The sequence below is a fragment of the Streptomyces sp. NPDC012769 genome, assembly GCF_042901205.1.
Taxonomy (GTDB): domain Bacteria; phylum Actinomycetota; class Actinomycetes; order Streptomycetales; family Streptomycetaceae; genus Streptomyces.
In genome coordinates this window covers 121,445-138,663 of sequence record NZ_JBIBCP010000010.1, presented here as the reverse complement: position 1 = coordinate 138,663, position 17,219 = coordinate 121,445, and the positions used below count along the sequence as shown (strand labels likewise).

General features: G+C 72.0%; 17 protein-coding genes and 1 rRNA gene. 15 read left to right on the top strand and 3 right to left on the bottom strand.

The genetic code is table 11. The features are described 5' to 3' along the window. The 10 genes from rrf to ACFY7C_RS35970 all read left to right on the top strand — a co-directional run. Nucleotides 1–92: ribosomal RNA gene (rrf, locus tag ACFY7C_RS36015) — 5S ribosomal RNA — on the top strand; the annotation flags it as partial. A 55-nt stretch (nucleotides 93–147) separates the two neighbouring features. Beyond that, complete coding sequence (locus tag ACFY7C_RS36010; RefSeq protein WP_389659614.1) at nucleotides 148–990, top strand: hypothetical protein; 843 nt, start codon at nucleotides 148–150, stop codon at nucleotides 988–990. A gap of 5 nt (nucleotides 991–995) precedes the next feature. After that, nucleotides 996–1,643 (top strand): HAD family hydrolase, encoded by a 648-nt coding sequence (locus ACFY7C_RS36005; protein ID WP_389659611.1) that lies wholly within the window; start codon nucleotides 996–998, stop codon nucleotides 1,641–1,643. Nucleotides 1,644–1,686: 43 nt separating this feature from the next. After that, entirely contained in the window at nucleotides 1,687–2,907 is a 1,221-nt protein-coding gene (locus tag ACFY7C_RS36000) for an MFS transporter (protein WP_389659608.1), read from the top strand. Then, nucleotides 2,876–4,054, top strand: coding sequence for an acetoin utilization protein AcuC (locus ACFY7C_RS35995; protein ID WP_389659605.1), 1,179 nt, complete (start codon nucleotides 2,876–2,878; stop codon nucleotides 4,052–4,054). The genes ACFY7C_RS36000 and ACFY7C_RS35995 overlap by 32 nt, the downstream gene beginning before the upstream one ends. Before the next feature lie 104 nt (nucleotides 4,055–4,158). Then, a complete protein-coding gene (locus ACFY7C_RS35990; RefSeq protein WP_389659602.1) occupies nucleotides 4,159–4,974 on the top strand; it encodes a phosphatase in 816 nt (271 codons plus the stop codon). A 127-nt stretch (nucleotides 4,975–5,101) separates the two neighbouring features. Beyond that, entirely contained in the window at nucleotides 5,102–5,311 is a 210-nt protein-coding gene (locus ACFY7C_RS35985; protein WP_046910004.1) for a helix-turn-helix domain-containing protein, read from the top strand. Between the two features lie 152 nt (nucleotides 5,312–5,463). Further along, nucleotides 5,464–5,562 (top strand): 30S ribosomal protein bS22, encoded by a 99-nt coding sequence (locus tag ACFY7C_RS35980; protein ID WP_003948845.1) that lies wholly within the window; start codon nucleotides 5,464–5,466, stop codon nucleotides 5,560–5,562. 137 nt (nucleotides 5,563–5,699) lie between these two features. Continuing rightward, nucleotides 5,700–6,740, top strand: coding sequence for an NAD-dependent epimerase/dehydratase family protein (locus ACFY7C_RS35975; RefSeq protein WP_389659599.1), 1,041 nt, complete (start codon nucleotides 5,700–5,702; stop codon nucleotides 6,738–6,740). Nucleotides 6,741–6,796: 56 nt separating this feature from the next. Continuing rightward, a complete protein-coding gene (locus ACFY7C_RS35970; RefSeq protein WP_389659596.1) occupies nucleotides 6,797–7,813 on the top strand; it encodes a lysophospholipid acyltransferase family protein in 1,017 nt (338 codons plus the stop codon). A gap of 70 nt (nucleotides 7,814–7,883) precedes the next feature. Here ACFY7C_RS35970 and ACFY7C_RS35965 read toward each other — a convergent pair whose 3' ends face one another. The 3 genes from ACFY7C_RS35965 to ACFY7C_RS35955 all read right to left on the bottom strand — a co-directional run bounded on the left by ACFY7C_RS35965 (nucleotide 7,884) and on the right by ACFY7C_RS35955 (nucleotide 11,549). Then, entirely contained in the window at nucleotides 7,884–9,080 is a 1,197-nt protein-coding gene (locus ACFY7C_RS35965) for a DUF5667 domain-containing protein (RefSeq protein WP_389659595.1), read from the bottom strand. 298 nt (nucleotides 9,081–9,378) lie between these two features. Then, nucleotides 9,379–10,179 carry an ECF subfamily RNA polymerase sigma factor, BldN family gene (locus ACFY7C_RS35960; RefSeq protein ID WP_389659592.1) on the bottom strand — a complete coding sequence of 267 codons (801 nt, stop codon included), beginning with the start codon at nucleotides 10,177–10,179 and terminating at the stop codon, nucleotides 9,379–9,381. Nucleotides 10,180–10,601: 422 nt separating this feature from the next. After that, on the bottom strand, nucleotides 10,602–11,549 hold the full coding sequence (locus ACFY7C_RS35955) for an HAD family hydrolase (protein ID WP_389659589.1): 948 nt from the start codon (nucleotides 11,547–11,549) through the stop codon (nucleotides 10,602–10,604). A gap of 94 nt (nucleotides 11,550–11,643) precedes the next feature. On the opposite strand from ACFY7C_RS35955, the gene ACFY7C_RS35950 reads away from it, so the two are divergent. The 5 genes from ACFY7C_RS35950 (at nucleotide 11,644) to ACFY7C_RS35930 (ending at nucleotide 16,997) form a co-directional block, all read left to right on the top strand. Then, nucleotides 11,644–11,919, top strand: coding sequence for a glutaredoxin family protein (locus tag ACFY7C_RS35950; protein WP_356702723.1), 276 nt, complete (start codon nucleotides 11,644–11,646; stop codon nucleotides 11,917–11,919). Between the two features lie 272 nt (nucleotides 11,920–12,191). Next, nucleotides 12,192–12,995, top strand: a complete 804-nt coding sequence (locus ACFY7C_RS35945) for a redox-sensing transcriptional repressor Rex (RefSeq protein ID WP_389659586.1) — start codon at nucleotides 12,192–12,194, stop codon at nucleotides 12,993–12,995. Then, the gene (locus ACFY7C_RS35940; RefSeq protein WP_389659583.1) at nucleotides 12,992–14,347 is read left to right on the top strand and encodes a glutamyl-tRNA reductase; all 1,356 of its coding nucleotides are present in this window, start codon (nucleotides 12,992–12,994) and stop codon (nucleotides 14,345–14,347) included. The genes ACFY7C_RS35945 and ACFY7C_RS35940 overlap by 4 nt, the downstream gene beginning before the upstream one ends. After that, nucleotides 14,344–15,330 carry a hydroxymethylbilane synthase gene (hemC, locus tag ACFY7C_RS35935; RefSeq protein WP_389659580.1) on the top strand — a complete coding sequence of 329 codons (987 nt, stop codon included), beginning with the start codon at nucleotides 14,344–14,346 and terminating at the stop codon, nucleotides 15,328–15,330. The genes ACFY7C_RS35940 and hemC overlap by 4 nt, the downstream gene beginning before the upstream one ends. Beyond that, complete coding sequence (locus tag ACFY7C_RS35930) at nucleotides 15,327–16,997, top strand: uroporphyrinogen-III synthase (RefSeq protein ID WP_389659577.1); 1,671 nt, start codon at nucleotides 15,327–15,329, stop codon at nucleotides 16,995–16,997. The genes hemC and ACFY7C_RS35930 overlap by 4 nt, the downstream gene beginning before the upstream one ends. Nucleotides 16,998–17,219: the final 222 nt, after the last annotated feature.

The following is a 17,219-nucleotide window of genomic DNA, read 5'->3' as shown; positions in this document are numbered from 1 at the left end:
CGCCCGGTTACATTCCGAACCCGGAAGCTAAGCCTTTCAGCGCCGATGGTACTGCAGGGGGGACCCTGTGGGAGAGTAGGACACCGCCGAACAATTTTTAGCCTCAACCCCTGGACCTTGTCCGGGGGTTGAGGCATTTTTGCGTTCATGTGTGTTTCCACGGCGCCGGCCGAGTTCACCGGTACGACCCTGTACGCGGGGCGACTCACCCACGCCGAACACGGGCTGATCCACGTACTCGGCTACCAGAACACGGCCGTGAACCGGGCCGACGGGCCGAATGCGATGCTGCTGCATCTGCCGGCCGTCCGGATCACTCCCGACCACTTCGTCTCCGTGGGCCAGGAACACGATCTGCTGGAGCGGATGGTCGAGGCCGTCAGGCCCGCCGCCGCCTCCGACGACGAGGACCCGATTGCCTGGATGGGATGGACCGAGCCGCCGGCCGTGCACGTCTTCGAGCACGACGTCTACACCGTCGTCCTCGCCGAGGACCCGGCGCTCGTCCCCGCGGCCCTCGCCCGTGTGCCCTGGCGGAAGCGGCCCGTCCTCTCCGACGAACTGTTCGCGTTCTATGCGGAGAAGTACCCCGGGCACGCCATCGCCGTCTGCTGCTTCGACAACGCCCAGGCCGCGCAGGCCAAGCCGCTGCTGCTCTGGTACGAGCCCCACGACCCCGACGAGTTGAGGCTCCCCGCACTGGACTGCCACACCGGCGGGGCGCCCGACCTCGACGCGGAGGTCGCCACCGACCACTGGGTGGTCTTCGGGACGGACGAGGCCCCCGAGGGCTGGGGCGAGCCGGTGCGGTATCCGGCGAAGATGCGGCATGCGCTGCGGGCGTTCCTGCCGGAGCGGGTGGTGGGCGACCACTACGGGGAGCCGCTGCCCAACGGAGACTTCGTCCTCCGGCACGAGGACCTGCTCGCCGAGGCCCTTGACCGGGTGCGGCGCCAGGGGCCCGGCGCGCGAGGCAGCCTCGTAGGGTGAGGCCCATGGGTTATGACCTGGTGCTCTTCGACAACGACGGGGTGCTCGTGGACAGCGAGCCGATCTCCAATCGACTGCTCGCCGCCTACCTCACGGAGCTCGGGCACCCCACCACGTACGAGGAGTCGGTGCGGGACTACATGGGATCCGCGATGCACCGGATCCACGAGCTGATCGAGGAGCGCAGCGGGCGGCGGTTGCCGGCGGAGTTCGACGAGACGTTCCACGCGCGGGTGTTCGCGGCCTTCGAGCGGGAGCTGGAGGCCGTGGCCGGGGCCGCGGACGTGCTCAAGCGGCTGGCAGCCGAAGGCGTTCCGTACTGCGTGGCGTCCTCCGGCAGTCATCAGCGGATCCGGGTCGGGCACCGGAAGACCGGGCTCGACGTGTGGTTCCCGGACGAGATCGTGTTCAGTGCCGAGGACGTCGGACGGGGAAAGCCGGCGCCCGATCTCTTCCTCCACGCGGCCGAGCGCATGGGAGTGGCGCCCGAGCGCTGTGTCGTCGTCGAGGACAGCCGGCTCGGCGTCCAGGCGGCCGTCGCGGCCGGGATGGACGTGTACGGGTTCACCGCGATGACGCCGGAGGCGAAGCTGAGCGGGGCCAAGGGGTTCTTCGGGTCCATGGACGGGCTGCCGGCGATTTTGGGCCTGTGATCCATCTACCCCTCGGTAGGGTGCGGGCCTACGCTGTGCCGCCATGACGGATGCGCGGTTGCGGCGTGGGCGGGGATCCCTGGGGCTGAGCTTCTTCGTACAGGGGGTCACCTTCGCCCTGCTCGTGACCCGGATACCGGCGATCCAGGACCGGTACGGGATATCCGACGCACTGTTGCCGGTGTTCCTGGCGGCCGTGCCGGTGCTCGCCGGGGTGGCCAGCGTCCTCACGGAGAAGCTCGTCGTACGGGTGGGGCCGGCGGTGGTGCTGCGCTGGTCGCAGCCGGTGGTGCTGCTCGCGCTCCTGGGCGTCGGGGCCGGTACGGAGTTGTGGGCGGTGGCCGTCGCGCTTGGCCTGTTCGGGCTCGCCGTCGGGGCCCTGGACGCGTCCATGAACATGCTGGGGGTGAGCCTCCAGCGGGCGTACGGGCGGAGCATCATGCTCGGTTTCCACGCCTCGTACAGCCTCGGTGGCATCGCCGGTGCCTCGCTGGCCTGGGCGGGGGCGCACTGGGACCTGTCGCTGTTCGTTTCCTATCTGCCGGTGGTGGCGGTGCTGCTGCCGGCCGCGTTCGTGGGCGGCAGCTGGTACGTGGTGGGGGAGCCGAAGTCCGGGCCGGGGACGGCGGAGGCGGGGGCGGCTTCCGGCGGGGTCCCGTTCCGGCTGCTGCTGCCGCTCTGTCTGGTGATGACCTTCGCGTACATCGGGGACTCGACGGTCTCCAACTGGTCGGCGAAGTACCTCCAGGACGTCCTGCACAGCTCGGAGGAGCTGGCGACCGTGCCGTACAACGCGTACATGGTGACGACGCTGCTCGGGCGGGCCGTGGGGGATCTCGGGGTGCGGCGCCTCGGGGCCGCCCTGGTGGTGCGGGGCGGGGCGGTGCTGGCGGCGCTGGGGTTCGCGGTGGTCGCGGTGGCGCCGGGGGCGTGGGTGGGGATGGCCGGGTTCACGCTCCTGGGGCTCGGGCTGAGTGTGATCGTGCCGCAGACCTTCGCGGCGGCGGGGCGGCTGGCTTTCGAACGTCACGGTCCGGGGGCGAGCGACGCGGCGGTGGCGCGGCTCAACGTCTTCAACTACGTCGGGTTCCTGATCGGCTCGCCGCTGGTGGGGGCGCTCGGGGACGCCTGGTCGTACCGGGGGGCGATGCTGGTGCCGATGGTGCTGGTGCTCGTCACGGTGGTGTATGCCACGTCGTTCGGTTCTCCGGGGGCCCGATACGGTGGCGGGCATGAGCGGCCGCGCACTGTTGATGTGGGATGAAGCTGTCACCGGCTACGACTTCGGGCCGGAGCACCCGATGGACCCGGTGCGGCTCGCGCTGACCATGGGTCTGGTGCGGGCGTACGGGCTCGACCGGGCGGTGGACGTGGTGGCCGGCAGGCCGGTCGGGGAGTCGACGCTGCGGCTCGTGCACCGCGAGGACTACGTGGCGGCGGTGCGGGCGGCCTCGGCCGATCCGAAGGCCGCGGACCAGGCGTACGGGCTCGGGACGGTGGACGACCCGGCGTTCGCGGGGATGCACGAGGTGTCGGCGCTGATCGCGGGGCAGTCGGTGGGCGCGGCGGAGGCGGTGTGGCGCGGGGAGGCGGCGCACGCGGTGAACTTCGCGGGCGGGCTGCACCACGCGATGCCCGGGGCGGCCTCCGGCTTCTGCGTCTACAACGACGCGGCGCTGGCGATCGCCCGGCTGCTGGAGCTGGGTGCGGAGCGGGTCGCGTACGTGGACGTGGACGTGCACCACGGGGACGGGGTGCAGGCGGCGTTCTGGGAGGACCCGCGGGTTCTGACGATCTCGCTGCACGAGCATCCGCGGACGCTGTTCCCGCAGACGGGCTGGCCGGAGGAGACGGGCGCGGCCGGCGCGGGCGAGGGCGGGGCGGTGAACGTGGCGCTGCCGGCGGGGACCGGTGACGCGGGCTGGCTGCGGGCCTTCCACGCGGTGGTGCCGGAGCTGCTGGCCGACTTCCGGCCGCAGGTGCTGATCACCCAGCACGGGGCGGACACGCACTTCGAGGACCCGCTGGCGCATCTGGCGGTGTCGCTGGACGCGCAGCGGGCGGTGCAGGAGGCGTGTCACGAGCTGGCGCACGCGCATGTCGAGGGCGGCAGGTGGCTGGCGCTCGGCGGTGGCGGGTACGCGGTGGTGGACGTCGTTCCGCGGTCGTGGACGCATCTGGTGGGGATCGCGGCGCACGCGCCGGTGGACCCCGCTTCGGTGATCCCGTCCTCGTGGCGGGACGAGGTGTACGCGCGGACGCGGCAGCTGGGTCCGGCGCGGATGACGGACGGGCGGTGGCCGGTCGAGTGGCGTGACTGGGCGGAGGGGTACGACCCGGCGGACCGGCTGGACCAGGCGGTCCTGGCGACGCGTCGGGCGGTGTTCCCGCTGCGGGGGCTGCTCGCCTGAGCCGTACGCCGGGGCGGGCCGGGGGCTTCGGCGCGTTACGCCAACTGTGCGGTGTGCGGCCGGTTTTGACTCTGTCCCGGGTGTGGTCCGGCAGCATCGGTCGGGTGCTGAGTACCGGGGCGCTGCGGGCGCATCTGTTGGCGGCCGGGCTGGCCGGGACCGTGGCGACGTCGCGGGAGGTGAGCCTGCGGAGCTATCGGCTGTTCGCCGCGAGGGATCCCCGGGTGACCCTCGGTCTCGACCCGGCCCGGTGGTGGGACGAGGCCGATCTGCTGCGTCTGATGGCGGACCGGTGCGGGGTGTCGGGTGATCCGGCGCACCGCTCGGGGCTCGACGTGATCGATCCGGAGCGGACCCTCGGGGCGCTGGGGGCGTTCGCGGAGCGGCTCGGGGAGGCGGCGGCGCGGCGGGCTCCGGTGCTCTTGGGGACGGGGCATCCGCATCGGCTGCTGGGTTTCTACGTCGCTCTCGCAGACGCTTTGTCGGCGGCGGGATGTCTTGTTCTCACCCCGGCGCAGGGGAGATGTGTCGACATAACGACCCGGTTCGGCGTACGCACGTATCTCCTGGACTACGTACGGGGTGTCGCGCTGGTGCGGGAACCGGACCTGCCGACTGCGGGGCGCGAGCCGGGGGCGCACACGCACTCGCCGCTGCCGGTCAGGGTGGCGCTGGAAGGGGCGGTCGAGAGCGGCGGGCCGCTTCCGGAGCTGGTGGTGGGGGACCACGGCTGGGTCTGCGGGGCAGGTCAGCTGGGTATCGAGGCCATCGGGCTGGCCGATACGGACGATCCCGCGCTGTTTGTCGGTGAGGCGGAGGGGCAGGTGTCCGTGGCCGTTCCGCTGGATGACGGGGTCCGTTCGGACTACTACCGTCCACTCACTCGCTATGTACTCAATCGAGCGTGTCTGTCACGGTAAACGGCCGATGGCAGCTCCTCTTCCCCACTCGTACCACCCGCCCCTACTCTGGGCGTGAGCGCTCAGCGACGAAGAGTCACCGGAGGGGAAGCCGGTGAGCGTCGTGTGCGGAAGGTACAGGTGGGTCATGGCTGCTGGCGACAGGCCTCTCAACGAGGTGAAGTTCCTGACCGTGGCGGAGGTCGCCTCGGTGATGCGCGTCTCGAAGATGACCGTGTACCGCTTGGTGCACAGCGGTCATCTGCCGGCGATCCGGGTGGGAAGGTCCTTCCGGGTGCCGGAACAAGCGGTGCACGAGTACCTGAGGGAGTCCTTCGTGGGGGTGGCGACCGCGTAGCGAGCGCGCGGCCGGAAGCCCGGATCCGCCCTCGGATTACAAGCGGGTCGCTCGGGGCGGTAGGCTAGCCCCTCGTAGGTCGTGTGGGCCCAGACGCCCCGCACCGATCCCCGCTGGCGCGGGGATGTTCCGAGAAGTGAGCGAGGGTAGTCGTGGGCTCTGTTATCAAGAAGCGGCGTAAGCGGATGGCCAAGAAGAAGCACCGCAAGCTGCTCAAGCGCACCCGCGTTCAGCGTCGCAACAAGAAGTAAGCGTCGCTGTAACGACGGCGTTCCGCGTCGGGCGTGGCCCTTCACCGTTCTGCGGTGGAGGGCCACGCTTTTTATTGCGCCACGATGCGGAGGCGCTACGGTGGCGGTCGACGGAACACCGACGGAAGGCGCTGATCTTGGGCAAGGTCGTGCTCGTCACCGGTGCGGCCCGGCACCTCGGCGCCCGCTTCGTACGGCGGGTCCAGCGGGACCCGGAGGTCGAGCGGGTGATCGCCGTGGACGCGGTCGACTCACCGCACCCCCTCGGCGCGGCCCTGTTCGTCCGGGCGGACATCCGCCGGCCCGCCATCGCCAAGGTCCTGGCCCAGCACGACGTCGACACGGTCGTCCATATGGACGTCACCGGAACGGCGCTCGGCTCCGGCGGCCGGACGTCGGTCAAGGAGACCAACGTCATCGGCACCATGCAGCTGCTCGGCGCCTGCCAGAAGTCGCCCCGGATCACCCGGCTCGTGGTGAAGTCCAGCACCAGCGTGTACGGCTCCGCGCCCCGGGACCCGGCCGTCTTCACCGAGACGACGGCGGCGAAGTCGCTGCCGAGCGGCGGCTTCGCCAAGGACGCGGTCGAGGTCGAGGGATACGTACGCGGCTTCGCCCGGCGCCGGCCGGACGTGGCGGTGTGCGTGCTGCGGTTCGCGAACATCCTCGGGCCGCGGGTGGACTCCCCGCTCGCCGAGTACCTGGCGCTGCCGGTCCTGCCGACCGTCTTCGGCTACGACCCGCGCCTGCAGTTCGTCCACGAGGACGACGTCATGGACGTCCTGGAGGTCGCGGCGGGCGAGCCGCGCCGGGCCACCCTGAACAGCGGCACGTTCAACGTGGCGGGGGACGGGGTGCTGCTGCTCTCCCAGTGCGCGCGGCGGCTCGGCCGGCCGACGGTGCCGGTGCTGCTGCCCGCGGTCACCTGGGTGGGGCAGGCGCTGCGTACGGTCGGGGTGACGGACTTCTCGCCGGAACAGATCCGGCTGCTGACGCACGGTCGGGTGGTGTCCACCGTACAGATGCGCGAGACCCTCGGTTTTGAACCCCGCTACACGACCGCGGAGGCCTTCGCGGACTTCGCCGCGAGCCGCGGGCCGGGTCTGCTGCCGCCCGAGCGGCTCGCGGGGGCCGTGGACCGCGTCGCCGCGCGACTGACCTCCCCGCCTCCCGAATAGCCGAAGAGCGAAGAGCGAAGAGAACAGCGAAGAGTCGAAGAGGAGCCCAGATCGCGATGGCGGACGCCAAGGTCATTCCGTTCGACGACGACCGGTCACGGGCGCGCCGCAGGCCCCCGGCACGCGGCGGCGCGGAGGCCGCCGTACGGGCCCTGCCGGCCCAGCCGGCGCCCGAGGCGGCGCCCGAGGACGCACGGCGGGCCGCCGCGCCCCCGGCCGAGCCGCCGGCGCGGGGCGACTGGGAGCGGAGACTGGCCGGCGGACTCGCCTTCCTGCGGCGGCGGGTGACGGGGGACTACGAGGTCGACGAGTTCGGTTACGACGAGGAGCTCACCGACCAGGTCCTGATGTCGCTGCTCCGCCCGCTGTACGAGAAGTACTTCCGGGTGGAGGTGAAGGGCGTCGAGAACATCCCGAAGGAGGGCGGCGCCCTGGTGGTGGCCAACCACTCGGGGACGCTGCCGCTGGACGGCCTGATGATGCAGGTCGCCGTCCACGACCATCACCCGGCCGGCCGCCATCTGCGGCTGCTCGCCGCCGACCTGGTCTTCATGCTGCCGGTGGTCAACGAGCTCGCCCGCAAGGCGGGCCACACCCTGGCGTGCGCGGAGGACGCGGAGCGGCTGCTGCGGGCCGGCGAGGTCGTCGGGGTGATGCCGGAGGGCTTCAAGGGCATCGGGAAGCCGTTCGCCGAGCGGTACAAGCTGCAGCGCTTCGGGCGGGGCGGCTTCGTGTCGACGGCCCTGCGGGCCGGGGTGCCGATCGTGCCGTGCTCGATCGTGGGCGCGGAGGAGATCTATCCGATGCTGGGCAACGCCAAGACGCTGGCGCGGGTGCTCGGCCTGCCGTACTTCCCGCTGACCCCCACCTTCCCGTGGCTGGGGCCGCTGGGCGTGCTGCCGCTGCCGACGAAGTGGACGATCCAGTTCGGCGAGCCGATCCCGACGGACGGCTATCCGCTGGAGGCGGCGGAGGACCCGATGCTGATGTTCAACCTGACCGACCAGGTGCGGGAACAGATCCAGCACGCGCTCTACAAGCTGCTGGTCCAGCGGAGGTCGGTGTTCTTCTGAGCGTACGGGGTGGTGGGCGCCGTCCCGACGGACGGCGCCCACCACCCCGTATCGCTTCCCCGAATCGCCGCTACTGCGCGTCGCTGCTGTCGATGCCGAGGCCCGGCAGCAGGCCCGGGAGGATGGGCGGGATCTCCACATCCGGGACCGGGGCGGTGGGGTCCTGGGACGACGGCGTGCTCGGGCCCATGTGCGGCGGGTCGAGCAGTCCGCCCGTGCTGCCGCCCAGGAGGCCGTCGTCCTTCGGTGCGCCCGTGCCCGGGCCGGAGCCGGAGGGGTGGGGCTGGGTGGTGTCGCCGCCCGTGGAGGGGGCGGCGGGCGAGGTGTGCGACTGCCGGGGGTCGGCGGCCGGGGTGTTTCGCGGCGCGCTCGGGTCGCCGGAACCGATGGAGCCGCGCTCGGGGGTGCGCGGGAGCACGGACTGCAGCGGCTCGACCTCTTCGTCTATGGCGTCGAAGACGTCGCTCACCTCGTTGCCGACGTCCGTCAGCTGGACGGGGAGCCGGTCGCGCAGCCCGTCCCAGGTGGCCCGGTGGGCCTGGGCGAAGGAGTTCAGCCGGGCCATGGGGCCGATCTCCCCGTCCCGCTCGTAGGCCCGGCGGAGCAGGCGGTGGCCCTCGGAGGCGTCGTGCTTCATGCCGCCGAGGACGCGACGGATCTCGCTGAGCGACTCGTGGTCGAGGTCGCCGGAGCGGCCGCGCTCCATCAGTCTGCGGGCCTCGCTCAGGCGGGTGGACGCCTGGTCGAGGTAGATCCCGCCCCGGTCGGCGTCGTCGTCCGCCATCCCGAGCTTGATGTCCTCCATGCCGCGCTTCAGCCCGTAGAGCGAGTCACCGGGGAGGGCGTCGGAGCTGGCAGCGGCCACTCCGCTGAACGCTCCCGCGGCCACACCGACGGTGAGACCGCCCGCGGCGAGTCCCTTGGACCAGCGGGATCGGGGCCGCAACTTCCGGAGCGGGGAGGCCCGGTGGGCTCCCCGGCCGGCGGTCCGCTGCTCCGGCACCGTAGGGCCCGCGCTCGCGCTCCCTTCCGCGAGCATCGCTTCCATGGCGGCGACGAGCTGCGCCCGCTGCACCACCTTGACCTCGGGGTCCATCTGCGGCTTCGGCAACTCGCCGAGACCGTTCGCCAGGGCCAACAGCCGTCCGTGATCGGCCGGTTCGGCCGATACCTCGGGCTGCTCGGCCGCCGCGCCCTCGGACGTCCGATCCTCCAGGGCCTGGGCGAAGGCGTTCGCCCGCCGGTGCGCCGAAACGTTCGCGATCACTGGCGGCACCTCCTCTCGTCATGACGGTCGACTCCCCGGGGGGTTCGGAAGGTTGCACACCTTGAGCGCATCCACACGAAAGAGTGAGTGGAAGTGGACATGGCGTGACCACAGGGAGCCTGCATTTCGCACAACGAGCGGCGCGGCACTTGGGTTACGCGCGAAAGATGATCGGACCAGTGCGTCATCGGGGCGTCACCGACTGTGAGTTGGGCAGGGGTCGTGGTGGCGTGGGGGGCTGGGACGGGCGGGGGCGGCGGGACGGGCCGATGAGGGGCGTGTGGGGGGCGCGGAGCGCTCAGCGGGCGTCGTCCGGAAGGAGGCGGGCCAGGGTGCGGACGGCCCGGTACTGGAGGGTCTTGATCGCGCCCTCGTTCTTCCCCATGACCCGGGCGGTCTCGGCGACCGAGAGGCCCTGGAGGAAGCGGAGGGTCACGCACTCCTGCTGCTGTGGGTTGAGGCGGCGGACGGCGTCGAGGAGGGCGGCGTTGGAGAGGGACTCGAGGACGGAGTCCTCCGGGCTGCGCTCGACCTCGTTGGCGTCGAGCATCTCGCCGGTGGTGACCTCGAGGCGGAAGCGGCTCGACTTGAAGTGGTCGGCCACGAGGTTGCGGGCGATGGTGACGAGCCAGGCGCCGAAGTCGCGGCCCTGCCAGGTGAAGGTGGAGATCCGGCGCAGGGCGCGCAGGAACGTCTCGCTGGTGAGGTCCTCCGCCGTCGCCTTCCCGCCGACGCGGTAGTAGATGTAGCGGTAGACGGTGTCGCTGTACTGGTCGTAGAGCCGGCCGAAGGCCTCGGCCTCGCCCGCCTGGGCGCGCTCGACCAGGTCCATCATGCGGGCGCTGTCGCTGTCGGCGGTGGGCCTGCGGGCGGCGGTCGAGGTTCCGTTGCCGCCCCGGGTGCCGCGTCTGCCGACAGCGGCACCGCTCTCGGCGAGGGCGTAACAGGGACCGGCGGGTGCCGGCCCTGCGAAGGCGGGCCCGCTGAAGGCGGGTGCGAGGCCGGCGTACGCGGTGGGGACGAAGCCGCGCAAGTGGTCGAGGACCGTTGCGCGCAGCGTAGCCAGGCCCGAGGCGTCAACCCCGACGTGTGGGTACACGGGACTCCCAGAGGCAGAGCTTCCATCACGTGCAGTGCGGGACCGTTCACTCGTCGTGGCGACGTGAGGGTTCCGGTGTGCGTCTGAGGAGAATAACGCTTCGTACAGGCGGCGCTACACCCAGTTGCTCAAATCATCGATTCAGTCGTATCCGTAACCGGTTGCTGACGGAATGAGGTGGGATTGATGACTGATTGTTGATCGGTTTGCTTCCGAGTGTGATCAATGGCGCGGTCGGTTGTGCTCAAGTGCGGTACGCGTGAGTGATCCGGGCCGCTGCCGGGTAGGGAGTGCGGAATGCCCGGGGGTCGACCTGTGCGGGGCTGTTCGACCACGTACGGGTGAGGGCCGCCGGTCCCGGGTTGTCGTAGATGATCGCGGCCGAAACGTATCGGCATGGAGTGCCGCGATCCGGCGGCGGCTCAGCGGCGGCGGCGGTGCAGGGCGAGCGCGGCGGCGGTGCCGCCGGCGAGGGCGCCGACGCCCGCGGCGGCCGGGATGCCGACCTTGGCCGCCTTGCGGCCCGTCCGGTAGTCACGCAGCCGCCAGTCGCGTTCCTTGGCGTACCTGCGCAGCTTGGTGTCCGGGTTGATGGCGTAGGGGTGACCGACCAGCGAGAGCATCGGGATGTCGTTGTGCGAGTCGCTGTACGCGGCGCAGCGCGCGAGGTCCAGGCCCTCGGCGGCGGCCAGGGCCCGCACCGCCTCGGCCTTGGCCGGGCCGTGCAGGGGCTCGCCGACCAGCTTGCCGGTGTAGACGCCGTCGACGGACTCGGCGACCGTGCCGAGCGCGCCGGTGAGGCCGAGGCGGCGGGCGATGATCGTGGCGGTCTCGACGGGGGCGGCGGTGACCAGCCAGACCTTCTGGCCGGCGTCCAGGTGCGCCTGGGCGAGGGCGCGGGTGCCGGGCCAGATGCGGTCGGCCATGTACTCGTCGTAGATCTCCTCGCCGATCGACATCAGCTCGGAGACGCGGTGGCCCTTGACGATGGACAGGGCGCTGTCGCGGGCGTCCTGCATGTGCTCGGGGTCCTCGACGCCGGCGAGCCGGAACCAGGCCTGCTGCCAGGCGAAGCGGGCCAGTTCGCGGCGCTGGAAGAACTTCCGCTTGTACAGGCCGCGGCCGAAGTGGAAGATCGCGGCGCCCTGCATGACGGTGTTGTCGAGGTCGAAGAAGGCCGCGGCCTCGACGTCGCCCGAGACCGGGAACTCGGGCTCGGCGGGCGCGGCCTGGGCGGCGGCGGTCGCCTCGCGCTCCAGTTCCAGCTGTTGCGAGGTCTTGCGCGCCGCCTCGGCGGCGGCCTCGCCTGCCAGGACGCTGCGCGCGGTGGCGGAGCGCCTACGGGTGGTGAGCCATCCCAGAGCGGCCATGGCCCGAGCATAGCCAGTCTGTTCGGTGCTTCCCGACGCGCGAGGACGCCGTCGTGTGAACAGTGGGGGACGCCCCTGTCGCCGGCCGCGCAGAATGGACGGCATGTTCGGTCGTACGAAGAAGAAGAGCGGTCCGCGCACGGTGACGCTGATCGGCAAGCCGGGGTGCCATCTGTGCGACGACGCCAGGGCGGTGATCGAGTCCGTCTGCGCGGAGACGGGGGCACTCTGGGAGGAGAAGGACATCACACAGGACGAGGAGCTGCACCGGGCGTACTGGGAGCAGATCCCCGTCGTTCTGGTCGACGGAGAGCAGCACACCTTCTGGCGTGTCGACGCCGGGCGGCTTCGGCGCGAACTGGGTGCGTGACCGAAAGACGGCTACCATCGTGGACGTTTTGTTGGGTTCCGGGGGCGGCGTCGTAAGGAGAGTGTGCGGTTTTGCCCCCTTCGGGTTCTCAACGCATCGTCGCCGCCCGCGGTTCCGTACCGACGCGAACCGGCCGCGTGACCCCGGTCACTTTGGCCGGACAAAACGGACACCATCTTTGTGCACGCGTTCACAAAGACATAGCCTGCATTCGACGGGGCGGTCCTGGGACACACGGCCGCCTGCAGCCCCGCTCATCCCGCAGGAGCACCGTGGCAACTGGCCGAACTCACCGACCGGCGACCCGTAGCCGAGGAATTCCCGAGGCCACCGTCGCCCGCCTTCCGCTGTATCTGCGTGCCCTCACGGCACTGTCGGAGCGCTCCGTGCCCACGGTCTCCTCCGAGGAGCTCGCCGCCGCCGCGGGAGTCAACTCCGCGAAGCTGCGCAAGGACTTCAGCTACCTCGGCTCGTACGGGACGCGCGGCGTCGGCTACGACGTCGAGTACCTCGTCTACCAGATCTCCCGCGAGCTCGGGCTCACCCAGGACTGGCCCGTGGTCATCGTCGGCATCGGTAACCTCGGTGCCGCCCTCGCCGGCTACGGCGGTTTCGCCTCCCGCGGCTTCCGCGTCGCCGCGCTGATCGACGCCGACCCCGCCATGACCGGCAAGCCGGTCGCCGGGATCCCCGTCCAGCACAGCGACGACCTCGAGAAGATCATCGACGAGGACGGCGTCTCCATCGGCGTCATCGCCACCCCGGCCGGCGTCGCCCAGCAGGTCTGCGACCGGCTCGTGGCCGCCGGCGTCACCTCCATCCTGAACTTCGCCCCGACCGTGCTGTCCGTGCCCGACGGCGTCGACGTGCGCAAGGTCGACCTCTCCATCGAGCTGCAGATCCTCGCCTTCCACGAGCAGCGCAAGGCCGGCGAGGAGCCGGGCGTCGAGGCCGGCGCCGAGCCGACCGCCGAGCCCGGCACCGACACCGCCGCCGTGCCTCCCGCCGCCCGTGCCGCGGAGGACACCGGCCGCAAGGGACCTGACGGGGACATGCCCGCCGTGATGCCGGCATGAGCCTCCTCGTCGTCGGCCTCAGCCACCGCAGCGCCCCCGTCAGCGTCCTGGAGCGGGCCGCCCTCTCCCCGGACGCCCGGACCAAGCTGCTCCACGACACCCTCGCCGCCGAACCGGCCGCCGAGGGCGCCGTCCTCGCCACCTGCAACCGCATCGAGCTCTACGCCGACGTGGACAAGTTCCACGCCGGTGTCGCCGAGCTGTCCACGCTGCTCGCCCAGCACAGCGGCGTCGGCCTCGAAGAGCTCACCCCTTATCTCTATGTGCACTACGAGGACCGGGCCGTCCACCACCTCTTCTCGGTGGCCTGCGGCCTCGACTCCATGGTCGTCGGCGAGGGCCAGATCCTCGGCCAGATCAAGGACGCCCTCGCCACCGGCCAGGAGCTGCACACCGCCGGCCGCCTCCTGAACGACCTGTTCCAGCAGGCGCTGAGGGTCGGCAAGCGCGCCCACAGCGAGACCGGCATCGACCGGGCCGGGCAGTCGCTCGTCACCTTCGGGCTCGAGCAGCTCGCCGACGGCACCGACGTCGACACCTGGGCCAAGGGCAAGCGCGCCCTGGTCATCGGCGCCGGCTCGATGTCCTCGCTGGCCGCCGCGACCCTCGCCCGGGCCGGCGTCGCCGAGATCGTCATCGCCAACCGGACCATGGAGCGCGCCCAGCGGCTCGCGGAGATCCTCACCGAGCCCGGCAGCACCGGAGTCGCCGCACGCGCGGCCGAGATGGTTGCCGTCGGCGACGAACTGGCCCGTGCCGACATCGTCGTCTCCTGCACCGGCGCCACCGGACTCGTCCTCACCGGCGAGGCCGTCGAGACCGCCCTGCGCGGCCGCACCACCCCCCTCTACCTGCTCGACCTGGCCATGCCCCGCGACATCGACGCCGCCGCCCACCGCATGCCGGGCGTCCGTCTCGTCGACATCGAGTCCCTGGCCGAGGCCTCCGCCGACGCGCCCATGGCCGCCGACGTCGACCAGGTGCGCACCATCGTCGCCGACGAGGTCGCCGCCTTCGGCGCCGCCCAGCGCGCCGCGCACATCACGCCGACCGTGGTCGCCCTGCGCGCCATGGCCGCCGACGTGGTGGCCGGCGAGGTCGCCCGCCTCGAGGGCCGGCTGCCCGGCCTCGACGACAAGCAGCGCGCCGAGATCACCCAGACCGTGCGGCGCGTGGTCGACAAGCTGCTGCACGCGCCCACCGTGCGTGTCAAGCAGCTCGCCAGCGAGCCCGGCGGCGCCGGGTACGCCGACGCGCTGCGCACACTCTTCGACCTCGACCCGGAGACGGTTGCCTCTGTCAGCCGGGCCGACCTGAACGACGGCGACGTCAAGAACCGAGGGCGAGTATGACCGAGAGGGCACTGAGGCTCGGGACCAGGCGCAGCAAGCTCGCCATGGCCCAGTCCGGACATGTGGCCGACGCCGTCCGGCAGCTGACCGGCCGGCCCGTCGAGCTCGTGGAGATCACGACGTACGGGGACACCTCCCGCGAGCACCTCGCGCAGATCGGCGGCACCGGCGTGTTCGTCGCCGCGCTGCGCGACGCGCTGCTCGCCGACGAGGTCGACTTCGCCGTGCACTCCCTCAAGGACCTGCCGACCGCCCAGCACCCCGACCTGGTGCTGGCGGCGATCCCGCAGCGCGAGGACCCGCGCGACGTCCTCGTCGCCCGGCCCGGCGTCACCCTGGAGACGCTGCCGGACGGCGCGCGCGTCGGCACCGGCTCCCCGCGCCGCATGGCCCAGCTCAACGCGTACGCGCGCAGCCACGGCCTGACCATCGAGACCGTACCGATCCGGGGCAACATCGACACCCGCGTCGGCTATGTACGCAGCGGAGAACTGGACGCGGTGGTACTCGCCGCGGCCGGACTCAACCGCATCGGCGGAACCGAGGAGCTCACCGGCTCCCTGTCGGTCGACCACCTGTCGGTCGACACGGTCCTGCCCGCCCCTGGCCAGGGGGCCCTGGCCGTCGAGTGCGCGGCGGTCAACGCCGACCTCGTCGCCACGCTCGCCGAGCTCGACGACCCGTACACCCGGGCCGCCGTGACCGCCGAGCGATCCCTGCTCGCCGCCCTGGAGGCCGGCTGCTCCGCACCCGTGGGTGCGCTGGCCGACCTGCTGGCCGACGGCCCCGGTCACGGGCAGGTTGTCACCGAAATGCGCCTGCGCGGCGTCGTCGGCACCACCGACGGCTCCACGCTGGTGCAGCTGTCCACCACCGGTTCCGTACCCACCTCCTACGACGAGGCGGTGGCACTCGGACGCGAACTCGCGGACGAGATGCTCGCCAAGGGTGCGGCCGGTCTTATGGGGGAGCGAGCACTTTGAGCCCCACCAGCCCGACCACCAGCCCCGCGTCCGCCGCCTTCACCGGCCACGGTCACGTCACCTTCCTCGGCGCCGGACCCGGCGACCCGGGTCTGCTGACGCTCCGGGCCGTCGACGCCCTGGCCGGCGCGGACGTCCTGATCGCCGAGCCGGAGGTGCTCGAAGTCGTCCGCGGCCACGCCCGCCCGGGCGTGAGCACGCCTGAGCTGACGGTTGTCGACGAAGCGTCAACAACCGTCGGTGTCCCCGTGTTGAGGGATGCGACCAATCTTGTCATGGAGGCCGCGCGCGGCGGCAAGCGGGTCGTCCGTGCGGTGACCGGCGACCCCGGCCTCGACGGCAACGCGGGCCAGGAGATGCTCGCCTGCGCCGCCGAGGGCATCCCCTTCGAGGTCGTGCCCGGCGTGGCGACCGCGGTGGGCGTGCCCGCGTACGCCGGTGTGCCCCTGCGCGACGCGCAGGGCACCGACGTCCGCTTCGTCGACGCCCGCACCGCCGACGACCGCTGCTGGGCCGAGGTCGGAGCCTCCGACGGGACCGTCGTCGTCTCCACCTCCCTCGACGCGGTGGCGGCGGCCGCCGGTGAACTGGTGGCGGCGGGCCGTAAGCCGGACACCCCGCTCACCGTCACCATCGCCGGTACGACCACGCGGCAGCGCACCTGGACCGCGACGCTCGGCACCATCGCCCAGGTCTTCAAGCAGGGCAAGGTGCTCCCCTCGCCTGAGGGCCACCGGCCGGCGATAGCCGTGGTCGGCGAGCGCAGCGCCCCGGCGCAGCGGGACCAGCTGGCGTGGTTCGAGTCCAAGCCGCTCTTCGGCTGGCGGGTCCTCGTGCCGCGCACCAAGGAGCAGGCCGCGTCGCTCTCCGACCAGCTGCGCTCGTACGGCGCCGTGCCGCACGAGGTGCCGACCATCGCCGTCGAGCCGCCGCGCACCCCGCAGCAGATGGAGCGGGCCGTCAAGGGTCTCGTCACCGGCCGCTACGAGTGGATCGCCTTCACCTCGGTCAACGCCGTCAAGGCGGTCCGGGAGAAGTTCGAGGAGTACGGGCTCGACGCCCGCGCCTTCGCCGGGATCAAGGTCGCGGCGGTGGGCGAACAGACCGCGAAGGCCCTGGTCGACTTCGGTGTGAAGCCGGACCTGGTGCCCAGCGGCGAGCAGTCCGCGGCCGGGCTCCTGGAGGACTGGCCGCCGTACGACCCGGTCTTCGACCCGATCGACCGCGTCTTCCTGCCGCGCGCCGACATCGCCACCGAGACGCTGGTCGCGGGCCTGATCGAGCTCGGCTGGGAGGTCGACGACGTCACCGCCTACCGGACCGTCCGGGCCTCGCCGCCGCCGGCGGACACCCGCGAGGCGATCAAGGGCGGCGGCTTCGACGCGGTGCTCTTCACCTCGTCGTCCACCGTGCGGAACCTGGTCGGCATCGCCGGCAAGCCGCACAACGTGACCGTCATCGCCTGCATCGGCCCCGCCACCGCGAAGACCGCGGAGGAGCACGGGCTGCGGGTCGACGTGCTCTCGCCGGAGCCGTCCGTCCACAAGCTGGCGGAGGCGCTGGCGGACTTCGGCATGCGGCGGCGCGAGGCGGCCCTGGAGGCGGGCGATCCGGTGACGCGGCCGAGCGAGCGGCGACCGGGGGCGCGGAGGCGTCGGACGACGTAGTCGTCTCTGGCGACGTTGCACGGGGCGCGGGTTCCTTCGGGGACCCGCGCCCCGCGTGCGTTACGGGCCGGTGCCCTGCCGGGCCTTCGCCCCCGCCCCGTGCCACGTGTGCGTCCGGGCTTGCGGTCCCCGCACGGCGAGGACCCGTCGCCCCACGGCCGTGTGGGCCTCCGTCCCACCCCCGTGTGGGCAATCGTCCCGCTTGGGGGTCCCCCCAGGGCG

Bases quoted from the DNA above. Each gene is read 5' to 3' on its own strand.
- ACFY7C_RS36010 (WP_389659614.1), top strand. From the start codon at position 148: ATGTGTGTTTCCACGGCGCCGGCCGAGTTCACCGGTACGACCCTGTAC.
- ACFY7C_RS36005 (WP_389659611.1), top strand. From the start codon at position 996: ATGGGTTATGACCTGGTGCTCTTCGACAACGACGGGGTGCTCGTGGAC.
- ACFY7C_RS36000 (WP_389659608.1), top strand. From the start codon at position 1,687: ATGACGGATGCGCGGTTGCGGCGTGGGCGGGGATCCCTGGGGCTGAGC.
- ACFY7C_RS35995 (WP_389659605.1), top strand. From the start codon at position 2,876: ATGAGCGGCCGCGCACTGTTGATGTGGGATGAAGCTGTCACCGGCTAC.
- ACFY7C_RS35985 (WP_046910004.1), top strand. From the start codon at position 5,102: ATGGCTGCTGGCGACAGGCCTCTCAACGAGGTGAAGTTCCTGACCGTG.
- ACFY7C_RS35970 (WP_389659596.1), top strand. From the start codon at position 6,797: ATGGCGGACGCCAAGGTCATTCCGTTCGACGACGACCGGTCACGGGCG.
- ACFY7C_RS35955 (WP_389659589.1), bottom strand. From the start codon at position 11,549: ATGGCCGCTCTGGGATGGCTCACCACCCGTAGGCGCTCCGCCACCGCG.
- ACFY7C_RS35950 (WP_356702723.1), top strand. From the start codon at position 11,644: ATGGACGGCATGTTCGGTCGTACGAAGAAGAAGAGCGGTCCGCGCACG.
- ACFY7C_RS35940 (WP_389659583.1), top strand. From the start codon at position 12,992: ATGAGCCTCCTCGTCGTCGGCCTCAGCCACCGCAGCGCCCCCGTCAGC.
- hemC (WP_389659580.1), top strand. From the start codon at position 14,344: ATGACCGAGAGGGCACTGAGGCTCGGGACCAGGCGCAGCAAGCTCGCC.